This window comes from Cyanobium sp. T1G-Tous, from assembly GCF_024345455.1.
In the GTDB taxonomy this organism is placed as follows: domain Bacteria; phylum Cyanobacteriota; class Cyanobacteriia; order PCC-6307; family Cyanobiaceae; genus Cyanobium_A.
In genome coordinates, this window is sequence record NZ_JAGQBD010000002.1 from 223,380 (window position 1) to 240,620 (window position 17,241).

General features: G+C 65.5%; 19 protein-coding genes and 1 tRNA gene. 14 read left to right on the top strand and 6 right to left on the bottom strand.

The features are described 5' to 3' along the window. Positions 1-23: 23 nt before the first annotated feature. Positions 24-1,091, bottom strand: a complete 1,068-nt coding sequence (tsaD, locus tag KBY75_RS02630) for a tRNA (adenosine(37)-N6)-threonylcarbamoyltransferase complex transferase subunit TsaD (RefSeq protein ID WP_255022848.1) — start codon at positions 1,089-1,091, stop codon at positions 24-26. 61 nt (positions 1,092-1,152) lie between these two features. On the opposite strand from tsaD, the gene KBY75_RS02635 reads away from it, so the two are divergent. Together KBY75_RS02635 and KBY75_RS02640 are read left to right on the top strand one after the other, a co-directional pair. After that, entirely contained in the window at positions 1,153-1,647 is a 495-nt protein-coding gene (locus tag KBY75_RS02635; protein WP_254936219.1) for a Photosystem I reaction center subunit III, read from the top strand. Between the two features lie 66 nt (positions 1,648-1,713). Further along, complete coding sequence (locus KBY75_RS02640; RefSeq protein ID WP_254935959.1) at positions 1,714-1,830, top strand: Photosystem I reaction center subunit IX; 117 nt, start codon at positions 1,714-1,716, stop codon at positions 1,828-1,830. A 77-nt stretch (positions 1,831-1,907) separates the two neighbouring features. Here KBY75_RS02640 and gmk read toward each other — a convergent pair whose 3' ends face one another. Continuing rightward, on the bottom strand, positions 1,908-2,462 hold the full coding sequence (gene gmk / locus KBY75_RS02645; RefSeq protein ID WP_254935958.1) for a guanylate kinase: 555 nt from the start codon (positions 2,460-2,462) through the stop codon (positions 1,908-1,910). 79 nt (positions 2,463-2,541) lie between these two features. On the opposite strand from gmk, the gene KBY75_RS02650 reads away from it, so the two are divergent. Together KBY75_RS02650 and tatC are read left to right on the top strand one after the other, a co-directional pair. Beyond that, positions 2,542-4,248: an NFACT family protein gene (locus KBY75_RS02650; RefSeq protein ID WP_255022849.1), complete on the top strand. Its 1,707-nt coding sequence runs from the start codon at positions 2,542-2,544 to the stop codon at positions 4,246-4,248. After that, on the top strand, positions 4,245-5,024 hold the full coding sequence (gene tatC, locus KBY75_RS02655; protein WP_255022850.1) for a twin-arginine translocase subunit TatC: 780 nt from the start codon (positions 4,245-4,247) through the stop codon (positions 5,022-5,024). The genes KBY75_RS02650 and tatC overlap by 4 nt, the downstream gene beginning before the upstream one ends. Here the strand turns inward: tatC and KBY75_RS02660 are convergent. Then, positions 5,021-5,377 (bottom strand): DUF3067 family protein, encoded by a 357-nt coding sequence (locus KBY75_RS02660; RefSeq protein ID WP_261347177.1) that lies wholly within the window; start codon positions 5,375-5,377, stop codon positions 5,021-5,023. The two genes, tatC and KBY75_RS02660, sit on opposite strands and share 4 nt — an antisense overlap. 130 nt (positions 5,378-5,507) lie before the next feature. Here KBY75_RS02660 and petC point away from each other — a divergent pair, with 130 nt between their 5' ends. From petC to cobM, 4 genes are read left to right on the top strand one after another with little or no spacing between them, the layout of a single operon-like run. After that, positions 5,508-6,068 (top strand): cytochrome b6-f complex iron-sulfur subunit, encoded by a 561-nt coding sequence (petC, locus tag KBY75_RS02665; RefSeq protein ID WP_254936218.1) that lies wholly within the window; start codon positions 5,508-5,510, stop codon positions 6,066-6,068. Positions 6,069-6,116: 48 nt separating this feature from the next. Further along, positions 6,117-7,052 (top strand): cytochrome f, encoded by a 936-nt coding sequence (petA, locus tag KBY75_RS02670; RefSeq protein WP_255022851.1) that lies wholly within the window; start codon positions 6,117-6,119, stop codon positions 7,050-7,052. Beyond that, positions 7,049-7,909 carry a prolipoprotein diacylglyceryl transferase gene (gene lgt / locus KBY75_RS02675; protein ID WP_254936217.1) on the top strand — a complete coding sequence of 287 codons (861 nt, stop codon included), beginning with the start codon at positions 7,049-7,051 and terminating at the stop codon, positions 7,907-7,909. The genes petA and lgt overlap by 4 nt, the downstream gene beginning before the upstream one ends. Beyond that, positions 7,906-8,673, top strand: coding sequence for a precorrin-4 C(11)-methyltransferase (gene cobM, locus KBY75_RS02680; protein ID WP_255022852.1), 768 nt, complete (start codon positions 7,906-7,908; stop codon positions 8,671-8,673). Before lgt ends, cobM begins: the two co-directional genes overlap by 4 nt. Positions 8,674-8,681: 8 nt before the next feature. Here the strand turns inward: cobM and KBY75_RS02685 are convergent, their stop codons facing one another. Next, a complete protein-coding gene (locus KBY75_RS02685; RefSeq protein ID WP_255022853.1) occupies positions 8,682-10,235 on the bottom strand; it encodes an FAD-dependent oxidoreductase in 1,554 nt (517 codons plus the stop codon). Between the two features lie 69 nt (positions 10,236-10,304). On the opposite strand from KBY75_RS02685, the gene KBY75_RS02690 reads away from it, so the two are divergent. Both KBY75_RS02690 and KBY75_RS02695 read left to right on the top strand, forming a co-directional pair. Next, a tRNA-Val gene (locus KBY75_RS02690) sits at positions 10,305-10,376 on the top strand. Positions 10,377-10,442: 66 nt separating this feature from the next. Further along, positions 10,443-11,201, top strand: a complete 759-nt coding sequence (locus tag KBY75_RS02695; RefSeq protein ID WP_255022854.1) for a helix-turn-helix domain-containing protein — start codon at positions 10,443-10,445, stop codon at positions 11,199-11,201. On the opposite strand, the gene KBY75_RS02700 is transcribed toward KBY75_RS02695, so the two are convergent. Further along, positions 11,182-12,792, bottom strand: a complete 1,611-nt coding sequence (locus KBY75_RS02700; RefSeq protein WP_255022867.1) for a Ppx/GppA phosphatase family protein — start codon at positions 12,790-12,792, stop codon at positions 11,182-11,184. The two genes, KBY75_RS02695 and KBY75_RS02700, sit on opposite strands and share 20 nt — an antisense overlap. Positions 12,793-12,882: 90 nt before the next feature. Between KBY75_RS02700 and KBY75_RS02705 the strand changes: the two genes are divergently transcribed. Both KBY75_RS02705 and KBY75_RS02710 read left to right on the top strand, forming a co-directional pair. Next, positions 12,883-13,788, top strand: coding sequence for a 4-hydroxybenzoate polyprenyltransferase (locus tag KBY75_RS02705; protein ID WP_254935950.1), 906 nt, complete (start codon positions 12,883-12,885; stop codon positions 13,786-13,788). Then, on the top strand, positions 13,785-14,714 hold the full coding sequence (locus KBY75_RS02710) for an LD-carboxypeptidase (protein ID WP_254935949.1): 930 nt from the start codon (positions 13,785-13,787) through the stop codon (positions 14,712-14,714). Before KBY75_RS02705 ends, KBY75_RS02710 begins: the two co-directional genes overlap by 4 nt. On the opposite strand, the gene ispD is transcribed toward KBY75_RS02710, so the two are convergent. Continuing rightward, complete coding sequence (gene ispD, locus KBY75_RS02715) at positions 14,677-15,357, bottom strand: 2-C-methyl-D-erythritol 4-phosphate cytidylyltransferase (protein WP_255022855.1); 681 nt, start codon at positions 15,355-15,357, stop codon at positions 14,677-14,679. The two genes, KBY75_RS02710 and ispD, sit on opposite strands and share 38 nt — an antisense overlap. 73 nt (positions 15,358-15,430) lie before the next feature. Here ispD and KBY75_RS02720 point away from each other — a divergent pair, with 73 nt between their 5' ends. Beyond that, positions 15,431-16,276, top strand: coding sequence for a lipopolysaccharide heptosyltransferase family protein (locus KBY75_RS02720; RefSeq protein WP_255022856.1), 846 nt, complete (start codon positions 15,431-15,433; stop codon positions 16,274-16,276). 72 nt (positions 16,277-16,348) lie between these two features. Next, positions 16,349-17,101 carry a 3-oxoacyl-[acyl-carrier-protein] reductase gene (gene fabG, locus KBY75_RS02725; protein WP_254935946.1) on the top strand — a complete coding sequence of 251 codons (753 nt, stop codon included), beginning with the start codon at positions 16,349-16,351 and terminating at the stop codon, positions 17,099-17,101. Positions 17,102-17,241: the final 140 nt, after the last annotated feature.

The window sequence follows — 17,241 nt, forward strand, 5'->3', positions numbered from 1 at the left end:
GGAGGAATTTCAGTTTACGACGATTAAAAGCACGGTTGTGATTCGTAAAGCAAGCCGGCTTGCTCCAGGGGCAGCCGGGCAGCCACGCCCAAGTCGAAACAGCTGCTCTGGCCGCCGGCCAGGCGCTGGGCCGCAGCCACACCGATCATGGCGGCGTTATCGGTGCAGTAGGCCAGCGGAGCCACCCTCCAGGCCAGGCCATCAAGCCCGCAGCGCTGCTCCAACAGCTGCCGCAGCCGCCGATTGGCGGCCACGCCACCCACCAGCACCAGCGTGCCCAGGCCCTGCTCACGGGCGCAGCGGCAACTGCGCTCTACCAACACCTGGGCCACCACCTGCTCAAAGCTGGCCGCTAGATCAGCCAGCGGTAGCGGCTCGCCGCCCGCCTGGTGCTCAGCCTCCAAAGCGCGCACCTGGCGCAGCATCGCCGTCTTGAGGCCGCTGAAACTGAAGTCGTAGGGATAAAAGCCACCCTCCGGCCGCGACACCCGGCCCTTGGGCAGGGCAAAGCGAAGGGGGTCGCCGTTTTGCCCTGCCGCCTCAATCGCCGGTCCACCCGGGTATCCGAGCCCGAGCAGGCGGGAGACCTTGTCGAAGGCTTCGCCCGCGGCATCGTCGTGGCTGCGGCCCAAGCGGACATAGCGGCCAGGCCCGTCGACCCGCAGCAACTCGGTATGGCCGCCGCTCACCAGCAGCACCAGGTAGGGACCGGGCGGCAGGGGCTCGCCCAGCTGCACCGAGCAGAGATGACCTTCAAGGTGATGAACAGCCACAAAGGGCTTGCCATGCAGCCTCGCCAGGGTGCGGCCCGTGACCGATGCCACCAGCAGGGCCCCCACCAGGCCCGGCGCGGCGGTGGCGGCGATGCCATCGAGCTCGGCCATGGTCACGCCGCTATCTCGGCACACCTGCTCAATCAGCTGGGGCAGGGCCTCGACGTGACGCCGCGAGGCGATTTCCGGCACCACGCCACCCCAGCGGGCGTGCTCCTCGACCTGGGAGGCCACGGCACTGGCGAGCACCGTCTGATCACGCACAATCGCTGCCGCCGACTCGTCACAACTTGTTTCGAGGGCAAGAACCAAAGGCATTGGACTTCAACAGCTCCCGTACTGTCCAGAAGTGTCATCCTGCCCCGCGGCCTTGCGTCCGATGCGCCGTCTTTTCTCCCGCCGACTCTTCGCGGTTCTGCTCTCCGCCTTCCTGTTGCTCGGCTTCGCCCCTGCGGCCAAGGCTGACGTGGCAGGACTGACCCCCTGCTCCGAGAGCGCCCGCTTCCAGCAGCGCGCTGCTACCGCCAAAACCGATCAGGCCAAGGCGCGTTTCGCGATGTACAGCCAGTCCGTATGCGGCACCGATGGCCTACCCCACCTGATCGTGGATGGACGCTGGAACCATGCCGGTGATTTCATGCTCCCCGGTATCGCCTTCCTTTACATAGCTGGCTGCATTGGCTGGGCTGGTCGCAACTACCTGCGCGCCATCCGCGGCGACAAGGACGCCACCATGAAGGAGATCCAGATTGATCTGCCCCTGGCTATTAAGAGCACCCTGGCAGCAGCCACCTGGCCCCTGGCAGCCTTCGGCGAGCTCACCAGCGGCAAGCTGCTCGAATCCGACGACAAGGTCACTGTTTCTCCTCGCTGAGCAGTTTCGCCCCGCTAAGGGGTTCTTAGCCCTTCAAGTCCAAGACGTATCTCTAAATTTTTCATCATGAAAAAGTTCCTCACCACCGCTCCGGTATTTGCTGCCATTTGGTTCGGCGTTACCGCCTTAATAATGATCGAGTTCAACCATTTCTTCCCCGACTTGCTGTTCCTTCCCCTCTGATCAGCCCCCTCAGATCAGCCATTTCTGATCAGCGGCGGCCCCCTCGGGGCCGTTTTTTTTGCCCGTGCCCAGCTGGCCTAGCTCAGCAGCTGCTCAAGCTCAGCTAACGCCTGTTCAAGTTCGCCGTTGACAAGCACCGCGTCAAATTCTGGCGCCGCGGCCAGCTCCACCTTGGCCCGCTCCAGCCGCCGGCCAATCGCCTCCTCGCTGTCGGTGCCGCGGCCGCGGATACGCCGCTCAAGCTCCTCAAAACTGGGGGGTTCGACAAAAATCTGGAAAGCCTCGGCAAAGCTTTGGCGCACCTGGCGTGCCCCCTCCAGCTCGATCTCAAGCAGAACGGGCCTTCCTGCAGCTAGCTGGGCCTGCACCGGTTGGCGGGGGGTGCCGTAGAGGTTGCCGGCAAATTCGGCCCACTCCAGAAACCCGCCCTCAGCCACCTGGCCTTCAAAGGCGTCGCGAGTCAGAAAGAAGTAGTGCTGGCCATCCAGCTCACCGGCGCGGGGGGCGCGGGTGGTGGCTGAGATCGATAGCCAGATCTCTGGATGAAGTAGCAGCAGTCGCTGCACCAAGGTGCCCTTGCCGACTCCACTAGGTCCGGTGATCAAGGTGAGACGGCCGGGCAAGGCGCTCATGGCGGGCGACAGCTCTGGCCTGCAGAGTAGAAGCCGGCCCCCGTGTCCCCCCTGCCAAGCCGTGTCCCCCTGCCAAGCCATGGCTCCCTCCCGCCTTCAGGCACCCTCACGCCTGCAGGCAGTAGACGTCACGACCCTGAGGGCGGTGCTGGCCGAGTGGCGGCCGCTACTGCTGCCAAGTCGCTTTGAAAAGGCCCAGCAGGCCAGCTCCCAGGCCCTGCAGATCGGCCTGCGCAGCCTTAGCGGTAGCCACTGGCTCGAGCTCAGCTGGCAGGCGGAAGCGGCTCGGCTGCACACAATCCCGCCGCCACCCCGGCAAGGGGATGGCAGCACCCTGGCCCAGCAGCTGCAGCACGGGCTCAAGGGTCTGGCCCTGATAGAAATCCAGCAGCAGGGCTGGGAGCGGGTGGTGGAGCTTGGCTTCGCCAGGCGTCCCGGTGAGCCAGTGCTGCGCTGGCTGGTGGTGGAGTTGATGGGCCGCCACAGCAACCTGCTGCTGCTCGACGCCGACCGCCAGGTAGTGGCCCTAGCCCGCCAGGTGAAACCCCAGCAATCACGCCTACGGCCGATCGGCACCGGCGACCCTTACCAGCCGCCCCCGCCCCTGGCGGGCGAGCCGCCGCGGCTGGAGGAGAGCTTTGGGAGCTGGCAGCGCCGTCTGCGCCTCGTGCCCCTGCCCCTGCAGCAGGCCCTGCGTGATGCCTACCAGGGCATTAGTCCGGCCTTACTGCGCCAGCTACTCCCCAGCGGCTGGGGCGAACTGGCCGTGGACAGCATCAGTCCAGAGCAATGGCAGCAGTTGTGGCAGAGCTGGCACCAGTGGCTTGAAGCCGTGCAGATGGGGCGATTCAGCTGGCAGCTCGAACCGGCCGGCTACCGCTGCTGGGCTGGATCCAGCGGCGATACCCCTACCGCAAATCCAGCCCTGGCAATCAATCAAGGCATAGCCGCCTATTTCAGCGAGCACCTCGGCGCCCAGGTGCTTGTGCAGCAGCGCCAGCAGCTGCAGCACCGCTTGCAGGCCACAGTCGAGCGCGAAAGCCGCCAGGCCAGCGAGCAGCAAGCCCTGCTGGATGCGGTGCCTGAAGGGGAAGCTCAGCAGCGCCGCGCCGATGCCCTGCTCAGCCAGCTCCAGCCGAGCCGCCAGTGCATTGAAGAGGCCCAGAAGCTCTACAAAACCGCCCGCAAACGGCGGCGTTCGGTGGCGGCAATCACCCCCAGGCTGGAGCTGCACAGGCAGCGGTTAGCAAGCCTCGAAGCCAGCCTCACTTACCTGGAGCAGGCCGACAGCCTCGAGCAGGTGGGCAGCCTGGCTGCCGAGCTCGAAGCCCTGCTGGCTGAGCGCGGCCAGCGCAAGCCAGCCGGGGGTCGCCAGAGCCGGCGGTCTGGGGCGATCGAGGGGGTGCCCCAGCCCCTGGAGCTGCACACACCTTCAGGTTTGCCCATACAAATTGGCCGCAACCACCGCCAAAACGAATGGATCGCCTTTCGCCAGGCGCGCCGCGGCGATCTCTGGTTCCACGCCCAGGAGCTGCCCGGCAGCCATGTGGTGCTGAAAAGCTCGGAGCGACCGGCCAGCGATGCGGATCTGCAGGCCGCAGCCGATCTGGCCGCTCACTACAGCAGGGGCCGGGGCAACCGGCGGGTGCCGGTGGTGATGGTGCCCACCGAGGAGATACAACGCATTCCTGGTGCAGCGCCCGGTACCGTGCGCCATCGTGGCGGCTCCGTGCTGTGGGGAGAACCTCAGCGGGCTCTTAGCCTGCTGATGGAGCAGAAACGATGAGCGCCGAACCCGAAATCTCAGCCAAGCCCCTCGCCGCGCCCGAATCGGGGCCTGGAGAATTTCCAGCCGAGGTGGAGATGAGCCTGGTGGAGCATCTCGAGGAGCTACGCCGCCGCGTGCTGCGCAGCCTGCTGGCGGTAGTGGTGGCGGCAGCAGCCTGCCTCGTCGCCGTTAAACCATTGGTGCGGCTGCTGGAAGTGCCAGCGGAGGGCATCCGCTTTCTGCAGCTGGCGCCGGGCGAATTTTTGTTTGTGTCGTTCAAAGTGGCGGGCTACGCCGGGCTCACCTTGGCCCTGCCCTACGTGCTCTACGAGGGTCTGGGGTTCGTGCTGCCCGGGCTTACCCGGCGGGAGCGGCGGCTGGTGGCCCCTGCGGTAGCTGGCTCGGCGGTGCTGTTTGCGGCGGGGCTGGCCTTCGCCTGGTGGGCGCTGGTGCCCGCAGCCCTGCGCTTCCTGGTGAGCTACGGCGCCGACGTGGTCGAACCGAGCTGGTCAATCGAGCGCTACCTCGACTTCGTGCTGCTGCTGATGGTGGCCACCGCGCTGGCATTTCAACTGCCAGTGCTGCAGTTGTTGCTCGGCGCCCTTGGCCTGGTGAAGGCCCAGCCCATGCTGGCAGGCTGGCGCTGGGTGGTACTGGCAAGTGCCCTGGCGGGAGCCGTGTTGACCCCCTCCACCGACCCCGTAACGATGCTGCTGCTCTCCGGGGCGATCACGGCCCTCTACCTAATCGGCGTTGGCCTGGTGGCCTGCACCGAACGACTGCGGCCTGCCTAGAGCAAAAATTCGCTGGCCCGGCCGGCCGGGATCTCCAACGCCAGACCCATGGCCTTTCCCTGTCTCGGCTTATCGGAGGTGGTGCCAAGCCAGCTGCGCACCTGATCAGCCACCCCCAGGCCGTTCAGCAAACCCACCAGTTCCTCGAGCTTGCTGCGGTAGCCCTCCTCCGTGAGCGGAAAGGATTGCTGCTCTAAGTAGGCCCACATCACCTGTAGGTAGAGACGGCCGCGACGCTGCACCAGCTGCAGGTCGTAGGAAACCTGCCAACGGGTTTGCAGCAAATCCCAAACCTCCTGCGCAGACAGGGGCGAACCTGGCTCAGGAGGTGGGGGGAGGGCACTGGAGGGCAGGGACACGCCCAAGCTCACGCGACGGATTGCACAACAGCATGTTGCAGGCCCAGGGGCGAGCCGGCTGCACCGCCCCGGAGCCGCACAGGCAAGGTTCATAATGGGCGCCACATTGTCCCGGCGCGTCTTCATGACCCAGATGCCAGCGAGCGCTTCAAGTAGCGCCTCCAACGGTGATGTGCCCGGAATGGGCCGCCGGCAGTTCATGAACCTGCTGACCTTCGGGTCTGTGACCGGTGTGGCCCTGGGTGCCCTTTATCCAGTGGCTCGTTATTTCATTCCCCCCAAGGCGGCAGGAGGCGGCGGCGGCACCACCGCTAAAGACGAGCTCGGCAACAGCGTCACTGCCAGCGGCTGGCTCAGCACTCACAAGGAGGGCGATCGCAGCCTGGTGCAGGGCCTCAAGGGAGATCCCACCTACTTGCTCGTTGAGGGCAATGACGCCATCGGCAGCTACGGCATCAACGCCATCTGCACCCACCTGGGCTGCGTAGTGCCCTGGAACAGCGGCGCCAATAAATTCATGTGCCCCTGCCATGGCTCCCAGTACGACGCCACCGGCAAAGTGGTGCGCGGTCCAGCGCCCCTCTCGTTGGCCCTGGCTCACGTTTCTGTAGACAACGACAACGTCTTCCTTAGCCAGTGGAGCGAAACCGACTTCCGCACCGGCGACAAGCCCTGGTGGGCCTGATTACCCCGATCCAGCTTTTCTTCTCCCTGTCTGTCGCCTGATCTCGTGATGCGTCGTTCCCTTTCCCTGCTGCTCGGCTCCCTAATCGCCTTCGCCGTGCTTTTGACCGGCGCCAGCCCCAGCTGGGCCTATCCCTTCTGGGCCCAGCAGAACTACGCCAGCCCCCGGGAGGCCACCGGCAAAATCGTCTGCGCCAACTGCCACCTGGCCAAGAAGGCCACCCGGGTGGAAGTGCCCCAGGCCATTTTCCCTGACACGGTGTTCAAGGCCGTAGTTGAAATCCCCTACGACGCCAGCGTTCAGCAGGTGGCCGGCGATGGCAGCCGCGTCGGTCTCAACGTCGGCGCCGTGGTGATGCTTCCCGATGGCTTCACCCTTGCCCCGCAAGACCGTCTCAGCGATGAGCTGAAGGAGGAAACAGCCGGCATCTACTACACCCAGTATTCCGACGACCAACCCAACATTTTGTTGGTGGGCCCGATCTCCGGTGATGAGCACCAAGAGATCGTTTTCCCGATTCTTTCTCCTGATCCCGCCACCGACAGCAGCATCCACTTCGGCAAATACCAGCTGCATGTGGGCGGCAACCGTGGCCGCGGCCAGGTGTATCCCACCGGCGAGAAGAGCAACAACGGCGTGTTCAACGCCCCCGTAACTGGGACGGTGTCAGCAATCACTGCCGGTGATAACGGCGCTTCTCTGGTGGAGATCACCGCCGCAGATGGCACTACAGCCACTGAAACCGTGCCGGCTGGCCCCACAGTCTTGGCGGCTGTTGGTGATGCAGTAGTTGCCGGTTCACCGATCACCAACGACCCCAATGTGGGTGGCTTCGGCCAGATTGATGCCGAGGTGGTGCTGCAAAACCCTGTACGCATCTACGGTCTGTTGGCTTTCTTTGCCGCAATCGCCCTGGCCCAGATCTTGCTGGTGCTCAAGAAGCGCCAGGTTGAAAAGGTTCAGGCTGCTGAAGGCTTGATCTGAGCAGCGTGCTTGCCACCTTCACCTCCCCGGGGCCCCTGGTTTTCCAGCTGGGCCCCTTTGCCTTGCGCTGGTACGGCCTGCTCATCGCCGTTGCCGTGTTGCTAGGCCTCAGCCTGGCCACCCGGCTCGGCCGGGCTCGAGGCATTGAGCCATCCCTGATTGCCGATCTCCTGCCCCTGATGGTGTTGGGGGCCGTGATCGGGGCCCGCATCTACTACGTCGCGCTCGAGTGGCGCCAGTATTCCGGCAACTGGCTTGATGCGATCGCCATCTGGCGCGGAGGCATCGCCATCCACGGCGCCCTGCTGGGCGGCGCCCTGGCCACGATGCTGTACTGCCGCTGGCGCCGGCAGCCCTTCTGGCAGCTGCTCGACGTGCTGATGCCCGCCGTAGCCCTCGGCCAGGCGATTGGCCGCTGGGGAAATTTCTTTAATTCTGAGGCCTTCGGCTTGCCTACGGATCTCCCCTGGAAACTGCAGATCCCAGCGGCCAGCCGTCCAGCTGAATTTTTTGAGCAGCTCTACTTTCACCCCACCTTCCTCTACGAATCCCTTTGGAATCTGGGAGTTTGCGCCCTACTGCTGGTGCTATTTCGGGCCGCCAGTAGCGGCCGCATTCAGCTGCTGCCTGGAGCACTCAGCTGCGTGTATCTGATGGCCTACAGCAGCGGCCGGGTGTGGATTGAAGGGCTGCGCCTCGACCCCCTCTGCCTGCTTTCTGAGCCGCCCTTCTGTGATGGCGGCCTGCGCATGGCTCAGCTGGTCAGCCTGCTTTTGATTGCCCTTGGCGGCGTTGGCCTCTGGTGGCTCTACCGCCGCCACCGCCCCCTGCCCGACCCCAGTGGAGTACCCACTTGAATAACAAGCCTGTCTGGATAGTTGGTGCCGGGCCCGGCGCACCCGACCTGCTGACCCTGCGCGCCGCCCGCCTGCTGGAGCAGGCGGAGGTGTTGGTGTGGACCGACTCCCTAATCAATCCCCAGATCGCAGCCCTGGCGCCCGATAGCTGTGAGCAGGTGCGCACCAGCACCCTCACTCTGGAGCAGGTGATGGAGGTGGTGCTGGATCGGGCCCGTGCCGGCAAAACCGTGGTGCGGCTCCACGATGGGGATCCCTGCCTCTATGGCGCCATCGCCGAGCAAATTTGCCGCCTAGCCGATGCCGGTATCGGCGTGGAAGTGGTGCCCGGCTTGAGTGCTTACCAGGCCACCGCATCTGCCCTGCAGAGCGAGCTCACCATCCCTGGCCTGGTTCAGACGATCGTGCTGAGCCGCGCCGGCGGACGCACCGGCGTGCCGGAGCGGGAGGCACTGGAGCGGCTGGCCTCCCTGCGAGCTTCCCTTTGCCTCTACCTCAGTGCTCGCCACGTCGAAGAGGTGCAAACCGAGCTGCTGCGCCACTACCCCGCCGACACTCCCGTAGCCATTGGCTACCGGGTGAGCTGGCCTGATCAATGGATAAAAGTGGTTCCCCTGGCCGATATGGCCCGGGTGAGCCAGGAACGGCAGTTGATCCGCACAACCCTCTACGTGGTGAGCCCGGCGCTGGCGGCGCCAGCTGAGGCCCGTTCTCGCCTCTACTCAGCTAGCCACAATCACCTTTTCCGCGGCGGCGCTAGCTGACAAAGGCATCAGCCCGCCTCGCCGTAAAGCTCCCGGGCCAAGCGCTGCCGATCGAAGCCACAGCCCAACCGCTCGACGATCGCCTCCAGGTCCCGGGCGGCATTACCCAGGCAGCAGGTGCCACCAGGGGAAGGAGTGACGTTGAACACAAGGCCAGGCCGGGCCGCGATACTGGCTTCGCCGAGCATCAGCTTGCGGTTGGCCTTATCGATCAGCTGGGGGCGCACCCCGCCGTAGCCCTCAGCGAAGCTGAGGTCCTCGAGGCGCATGTCGGGAACGATCTTGCGAGCATCTGCCAAAAACAATCGCCGCCTCAGCCAGGGCACCTCGAATAGCAAATTTTTAAAGATGTAATTGCGGATATCGGCGATGCGAAAGAGCTGCCAGAACACGGCCAACACGGCCCAATCGAGCCGCAGCACCTTCAGAAACTCCCAGAACGAAGCGGGCTTGTAGCGCTCCAGCAGCGGCAGCAGCAGGGCGGTAGGGCCAAAACGGGTTTTACCAGGGGCGCGCACGTCCGGGTCGCCGTGGATTGCGGCAAAGGGCAGCTTGTCGTTCTGCACGGTGTAAACCTTGCCCCGAAGCAAATCCGGCGTGAAGTAGAAGCTGCCGGCCACCGGCAGGCAGGAATACTCCAGGCCGTAGCCCATGCGCTGGGCCATCAGCAGGCTGTGGGCTCCGGCATTCACCACCACATGCCGGGCCCGCACCGAGCGTGGAGCCTCCCCGGCGGCGCTGGAGCAGCCTGGGGTGGGGGCCAGTTCCACCCGGTAGCCGTCGCCCTCCGGCTTAATCGCGACCACCCTGGTGCCTAGCTGCACCGTGAGCTGGCGCTCGCTGCCGGCTACGCCCTTCTTGGGCTGGGCCACCGCCGCTTCCGCCTGGGCCACGAACGAGGCGGAGAGCTCCTCGTAGTCCACGGCGGTGTAAGTGCGGCGGATGCCGATCGCCACCAGCTCCTCCGGGCGCAACTCCCCCTGCACCAGTCCCACTTGGGGCTCCCACTCGGCAATCTGCGGCTTCTCGAGCAGCTCCATCGCCGGGAAGTGGGGTGAAAAGCGCTCAAACCGCTCCCGCAGGAAGGTGCACTCGCGCTCGCCCACCCCCAGCACCATTTTGGGAGTGCGAAAAACGCAGCGCTCGCGGCTGGCTGGATCAAGCAGCTCGGCGTAGTTCACGATCATCTCGGCGGTGCGCTTCACCCGCACCGCCTTCTCGAGCGTGTAGTTGGTCTCAATGTCGCCGCAGTGAATCGTCTGGCTGTTGTTGGTGGCCTTGGAGTTCACCCGGGCCAGGGCGTCGTAGCGCTCCACCAGCAGGATGCGGCCCAAATCGGTGTAGCGGGCCAGTTCGAACAGCAGGGCCGTACCGCACACCCCGCCTCCCACGATCAACACGTCCACTGGCTGACCAACATCCACTGGCTGACCAACATCCACTGGCTGACCAACATCCACTGGCTGATCAACATCCACTGGCTGGCTCAAGTCGGCTGACTGGATCAAGTCCACCGGGGCCGTTGCTGGCTTGGGATCGGCTCCTTCGGGGTTGGCGCTCACGCAATGCGACTGGCTCTTAGCCCATGGTGACCGATCGACTGCCTGTGGTGTTTTAAGCTCTGAGGGTGCGGGCGATTAGCACAGCGGTAGCGCACTTCCTTCACACGGAAGGGGTCACTGGTTCGAATCCAGTATCGCCCATTTCAACGGCTGGACCGCATCAAATTTGCCTGCAGAATGTCCAAACCTGCATAGATTGCTTTTTTGGTGTCGGATTCTCCCAACCCCGAGGCCTTATCCGCCCTGCACTGCCTCGGCCAAACGCTGCGCCAGGCCCGGGAGGGCCAAGGTCTCTCACTGGCCGTGCTGGCAGCCCGTTTAAACATGGGGGTCGAACAACTTCAGGCCCTAGAAGAAGCCGACGCCAGTCGATTGCCAGAACCGGTTTTTGTGATCGCCCAGGCCCGCAGAATCGCCAGCAGCCTGGCCATCAACATCGATGGCCCCTTGCAAACCCTGCGCGATAGCGGCCAGTTTCAAGCCAAGCCGATCAAGGTGGCCGAACTGACCCAGCGCGCTCCAACCAGACCGGCACAAACCAGCAGCCGACTGGTCATCACAGCAGCAATCCTGGTCGCCCTCAGCGCCGCTGGCGCCGCGGGCTGGCAGCAGTGGCAGCGTCACCAGGCCCGCCCAACCCAGCCGCAAGCCCAGCCCCAGCTGCTGACGGGGAATCCCCCAGCAGACAGGAGCAGAGATAGAGAAAGCGGCAAAGGCAGCGTCGAGCCCGATCAGTTGCAACTGACGAGCAGCCAGCCCAGCTGGCTCGAAGTAAAAACAAAAAACGGCACCACTCTGTTCCGTGGCACCTTCACAGGTGAGCGGCGCTTCCCCCTTGGCCCAGGGCTTGAGGTGCTGGCAGGGCGTCCCGACCTAGTGCGCACCCAAATAGGTGGCGGCGCTGCCCAACCCCTGGGCCCCATTGATCAGGTGCGTTGGCGCAGCTTCAGGGCTCCGGCACCCTGAGACCAAGGCCGCAGGATTCCTGCACCACTTCGGCGCAGGATCGCAGGCTCCAGCGCTCCAAGCTGAGATCCGGAGCTGGCTCACCAGGGGCGGCCGCCAGGGGCTCCAGATCAACGCAAACCGCATTTTGCCTTGATGTCACCTGCAGGGTCGCAATCACCGCAGCGGGCCGGCGATCTAGGGCCGCCGCCAACCTCAACAGCAAGGCCATCGCCGTAACGGTGCGGCGCTGGTCGCGGTCTTCGATCAGCTGCCACGACTCATGGCGCTTCTTCGGCAGGCTGCGGCGGTGATAGCGGCCAATCGCTGCCACCATCAGGTGCTCGGATTCGGAGTAGCCCAGCAGCTCCCCGTGGCGGATCAAATACCAGCTGTGCTTGTGATAAGCGGAGATATTGATGCTCTTGCCACAGGTATGCAACTGGGCGGCGGCCCAAAGCAGCTCCCGGCCCGGCCCCTCGTCGTGGTGCAGTAGCCCCCGCGACTGGTCGTAGAGGCTGAGGGCGTGGGAAGCCACCCGATCGGCCCGGGCTCGATCAACACCAAAGCGCTGGGCCAGGTGCAGCACGGTGCGCTGGCGAATAGTGCTCTGGAAGGCGAAGCGATCTCCCAGCAGGCCGTTGCGCAGCATCCAGTCCACGATCAGGCCCTCCCGCAGGGCCCGATCACAAACCACCAGCTCCCGCACGCCGAGCATCGCCATCGCCGTCTGCAAAATCAGGGCGCCTGGCACGATGATCTCGGCCCGACGGTCATTGATGGCGGGCAAGGCGCGGCGCTGCTCCGGCGTCATAGCCAGGAGCCTGGCGGTGAGCTGGTCGATGCGCTCGCGGCTGAGCCGGTAGCCCTGCAGCTTCAGCGGCGGCTTGGGATCTTCAGCAGCAGCCAGGGCCGCTAGGGCCATGGCCGTGCCGCTGGTGCCAACCATCAGCGGCTGTTCGCCCCGCCGCAGCGCCGCCTTCACCTCAGCTACGGCAGGGTCGAGGGCCCCCTGGATATATGCCTGCAGGAAGGAGCGACGTTCAACCGGGAGGGGGTCCTGCTGACAAAACTCCCGCTGCAGGCGCACCGCGCCAATGCGGGTGCTGCTGAAGGAGCGGCCGTCGCGGCCATCGGCCAGCACCAATTCGGTGGAGCCGCCACCGATATCAATAATCAAGTGGGGCTGGTCGCCGAAAGCCATGCCCGAAAGCACACCCAAATAGATCAGTCGCGCCTCCTCGGGCCCGCTAACCAGATCCACCTCCAGGCCCAGTTGCTCCTGCAGCGCCACCAAAAAATCCCGGCCGTTGGGGGCCTCCCGCACGGCGCTGGTGGCAGCCGTGACGATCTGCTCCACCCCATGGCTAAGGGCCAGATCACGATCGTGGCGCAGGGTGCGGAAAGCCCGCTCGATCGCCTCGGCACTGAGGTCACCGCTATGGGGATCCCTTTCACCGAGCCGGGTGGTGGCCTTCTCAGCCAGCACCACACTGAAACTGCTCAGCTCCGGATCCACCTCTGCCACCAGCAGGTGAATCGAGTTGGTGCCGATGTCGATCGCAGCCACCCGGCGGCGACCGGCCTGCTGAAGGTTGGGGGCCTGAACCATCGAGCTCGGCAACTGCCGCAGGGGCGTTACTTTGCCACCCACAGCCCATCCCACCGGCACACCTAGGGTGCGGCACGACGAAAAGGGGGCATGGCCAACTCGACGCGCGGCACCCGTCTGGGGGTCTGGCTGGAGCTGGTGCGCTGGCACAAGCCCAGTGGCCGCCTGATCCTGCTGATTCCAGCTGGCTGGAGCCTCTGGCTCACCCCAAACGCCCCACCGGCGGCGCTGTTAGTGGGATTAATCGTGCTGGGAGGACTGGCGGTGAGCGCGGCCGGCTGCATCGCCAACGATCTCTGGGACCGCCGCATTGACCCCTTAGTGGAGCGCACCCGCAGCCGTCCCCTAGCCGATGGCCGCGTTGGCGTTGGCGAGGCGATAGGCCTGCTGCTGCTCAGCCTGGTTGTCGCCTTGGCAGTGCTGCTGGTGCTGATGTGGGGGTTGCCCGCCGCCAGCCGCAACCTCTGCCTGCTGCTGGCAATCGCGGCCCTGCCGCCAGTGCTGCTCTACCCCTCGGCTAAACGCTGGTTTGGTTACCCCCAACTGGTGCTGGCCCTTTGCTGGGGCTTTGCGGTGCTGATCCCCTGGGCCGCTACCACCGGCTCCCTGGCCGGCGGCTGGCCCCTGGCCCTGGTGTGGCTGGCCACCTTGCTTTGGACCTTCGGCTTCGACACGGTGTACGCCATGGCCGACCGGGATGACGACCGGGCCATCGGCGTGCGCAGCAGTGCCCTCAGCCTGGGCAGCCGGGCCCCCCTGGCGGTGGCGATCAGCTACGGCCTGGCCGCCCTGGCCCTGGGGCTAGCCGCCGGTCTGCAGGGCTGCGGCTGGATCAGCTGGCCGTTGGGTCTGCTGGCAGCAGCTGGCATGCAGCGCGAAGCCGCCCTGCTGCGCCACCCCAATCTGCCCCGCTCCGCCTACGGCCGCCACTTCAGCCGCCAGGTGCAGCTGGGAGGGCTGCTGCTGCTTGCCCTAGTGCTGGGGCAACTGCCATGAGCCAGGTCACACCTCAGCCCTCACCGCTGCGGCCAGGGGATCGGGTTCAGCTGGTGGCGGCAAGCTCAGCCCTGCTGGGCGACGACGCCTTGGCGCGCCTGGAGACGGGCATTGCCGTGCTCGAGAGCTGGGGGCTGGAGGTGGAGCGCACGCCGCTGCACGGGCGCCAGTGGGGCTATCTGGCCGGTCAAGACCAACAGCGCCGCGGCGACCTGGAAGCGGCCGCCAGGCGGGGCGCCGAACTGCTGGCCTGTGTGCGGGGTGGCTGGGGTGCGGCCCGGTTGCTAGAAGCCCCCCTGGCCCTGCCAGCTCGCTGGCTGCTTGGTTTCTCCGACGTCACCTCCCTGCTCTGGGCCCAAGTAGCCCAGGGGCAGGGAGGAGCCATCCACGGGCCGCTGCTCACCACCCTGGCCGCCGAACCCGCCTGGAGCAAGGAGCGGCTGCGGTCCCTGTTGTTTGGCGAACCCCTGGGCGACCTTCAGGGCGAGAGCTGGTGTGGTGGCAGCGCCGCAGGCCCCCTGTTGGCAGCCAACCTCACCGTGGCCACCCACCTGCTGGGTACGCCGTATATGCCGGATCTGCGCGGCACCATCTTGGTGCTCGAAGACGTGGGCGAAGCGCCTTACCGAATCGAGCGCATGCTCACTCACTGGCGGCTGGGCGGTGGGCTGCAGCAGCTGGCCGGCATAGGCCTGGGTCAGTTCACTGACTGCGATGACAGCACGGCCGAGGCAGATCGGTTCAGCCTCGAGCAGGTGCTACGCGAGCGCACGAGCGATCTCGGCATCCCGGTGGTGAGCAACTTGCCCGTGGGTCATGTGGCCGGCAATGCGGCCCTACCCCTAGGTGCCTGGGCCGAGCTCGATGGCAGCAGCGGCCAGCTGCGGATCAGCAGCGCGAAGCAAGGACCGCCGCTGCCACGGTGAGATCGAAGGGGGTGGTGAGCTTGATGTTGGAGGCAGGCGCCTCCAACACCTGCACCGCCAAACCCAGCCGCTCAAACAGGGCCGCATCGTCGGTGACGCTCCAGCCCTGCTCGGTGGCAGTTGCATGGGCAGCCCGCAGCTGCTGCACCGGAAAACCCTGAGGAGTTTGGGCTGCCCACAACCAGCTGCGATCTGGGGTGGCCGTGATGGTGCCAGCTCCATCCACCTGCTTGATCGTGTCTGTTACGGGGGTGGCGGCGATCACAGCTGCGCCTTGCTGCACCGCAGCGGCACAGCGGGCCAGCAGCTCCGGCTCAACAAGACAGCGAGCCCCGTCGTGGATCAGCACCCCAACAGCAGCTGCCGGCAGGGCCGCCAGCCCCCGGCTCACCGACTCCTGACGGGTGTCACCACCCTCAATCCACTGCACCGGCAGGTCAGGCTGAGCCTCGGCCACGATCACCGCGATCGCGGCTGCATCAACGGGCTGGCCCACGATGCCGATCCAGCTAATGGCGGGGCAGGCGAGGGCCGCATCGAGGGTCCAGGCCAGCACCGACCGCCCCGCCACTGGCAACAGCAGCTTGTTGCCAGTGGCCCCCATGCGGCGGCCGCTGCCGGCTGCGGCGATCAGCAAATGCACAAGCGACTCCCGCGAGACGGGTCAATCCGAATCTGATCCATACAATCAGGCCGCCGAACCTGTGTCGTCTGCGATGCGCGCCCTGTTTCTGATTTCGGGCGGCAGCAGCCAGCAGCTGCAGAGTTTTGCCGCCGTTGCCGCCGTTGCCGACCAACTCCATGCCGACGTCCAGGTGGTGTGTCCGTTAGCGGCTGTGCCCCTTTGGTCCCTGCATCCCGCCGTGGAACGGGCCATGCCCTTCACCTACGAGCAGGCAACCCTGGCCGATTGGGCCAACTTGATGGGTTCGGTGCGGGAGCCTGATTTTCAGGTGAGCCTCAACCTGGCCCCCAGCCGCCAGATGGATCTGATGCTGTCGATGAGCCACATTCCCACCAGGGTTGCCAGCGGTGGCTTCTCCGCCACCGAGCGGATCACCCCCATCGAGGGCGGCTGGGCCAACCAAGCCTTTGAAGCCTTCCTACGGCCCATAGGGGTGCGGCTCGAGGCTGATTCTTTCCGGTTGCCAATCGCCCCTGCCGACCTGGAGGCCGCCAGCGCGGCCCTACCTAGTGGCGATGGACCGGCCCTGCTGCTGGCCCCCTCCGGTGCTGGAGGCGACTGGCCAGCCCAGCAATGGCAAGACCTACCCGCCAAGATCCGCTGCAAGCTGCCCAACCTGCGGACCGTGCCAGCACTAGCTGGCACTGGGGCTGGAGATATGCGTAAGCGCGCCGCCCAGATCGCCAGTGCCGATGTGGTGCTAGCCAGCGACCCCGTAGCCAGCGAATTAGCCCTGCTGCTTGGCCTGCCGCTGGTGGCCCTGGGCCGGGATCCCGCCAGTCTGCCCAGCCGTGCTGGGGTGCAGGGCCTCGGCAGCGCCGCCAACCTCAGCCAACTTGGCGACGCCGAGGTGCTCGCCGCCCTGGGACTGGGATAATTGGGTTTCGGGGGATAGTCAGGCCATACGATCAGCGCCACAAACCCCAGTGCCGCGATGTCGAGTGCCGTGATGTCCAGCCCAGCCCCCCTGGCCGGCCAAGTGGCCCTGGTTACAGGAGCCAGCCGGGGTATCGGTCGCGCCATCGCCCTTGATCTGGCAGCCGCCGGCGCCCAAGTAGTGGTGAATTACGCCAGCTCCCCCGACGCCGCCGAAGCGGTCGTGGCTGAGATCACTGCTGCCGGGGGCGAAGCCTGGAGCCATCGGGCCGATGTAGCCGATGAAGAGCAGGTCGACGCCATGGTCAAAGCGGTGCTTGATAAGGGCGGCCGGCTCGACGTGTTGGTTAACAACGCCGGCATCACCCGCGACGGTCTGCTGATGCGGATGAAAACCGCCGACTGGCAGAGCGTGATCAACCTCAATCTCACCGGCGTTTTTCTGTGCACCCGCGCTGTGAGCCGGGCCATGCTCAAGGCCCGCAGCGGCCGCATCATCAACATCACCTCAGTGGTGGCCCTGATGGGCAATCCAGGCCAGGCCAACTACAGCGCCGCCAAGGCCGGGGTGATCGGCCTCACCCGCAGCAATGCGGCTGAATTTGCAGCCCGGGGGGTCACGGTCAATGCCGTTGCCCCAGGATTCATCGAGAGCGACATGACCGCCGAACTCGACAAAGAACCGATCCTGGCTGCGATTCCCCTGGGGAGGATGGGCAGCGCCAGCGAAGTAGCCGGTGCAGTGCGCTTTCTGGCCGCCGACCCGGCTGCTGCCTACATCACCGGCCAGGTGCTGCAGGTGGATGGCGGCATGGTTATGCGATGAGAGTTTTGGACTTCTAGGGAAGCTCTGGGCAACAGGGAGTTAAGTGCCTCTTGAGACCGGGCAAAGCTGCCTTTGGCCTTGATTTGCCTCTGAGGCCGGAAATTGTTGGCTCTATCGGCTCATTTCGGGATCATCTGGCT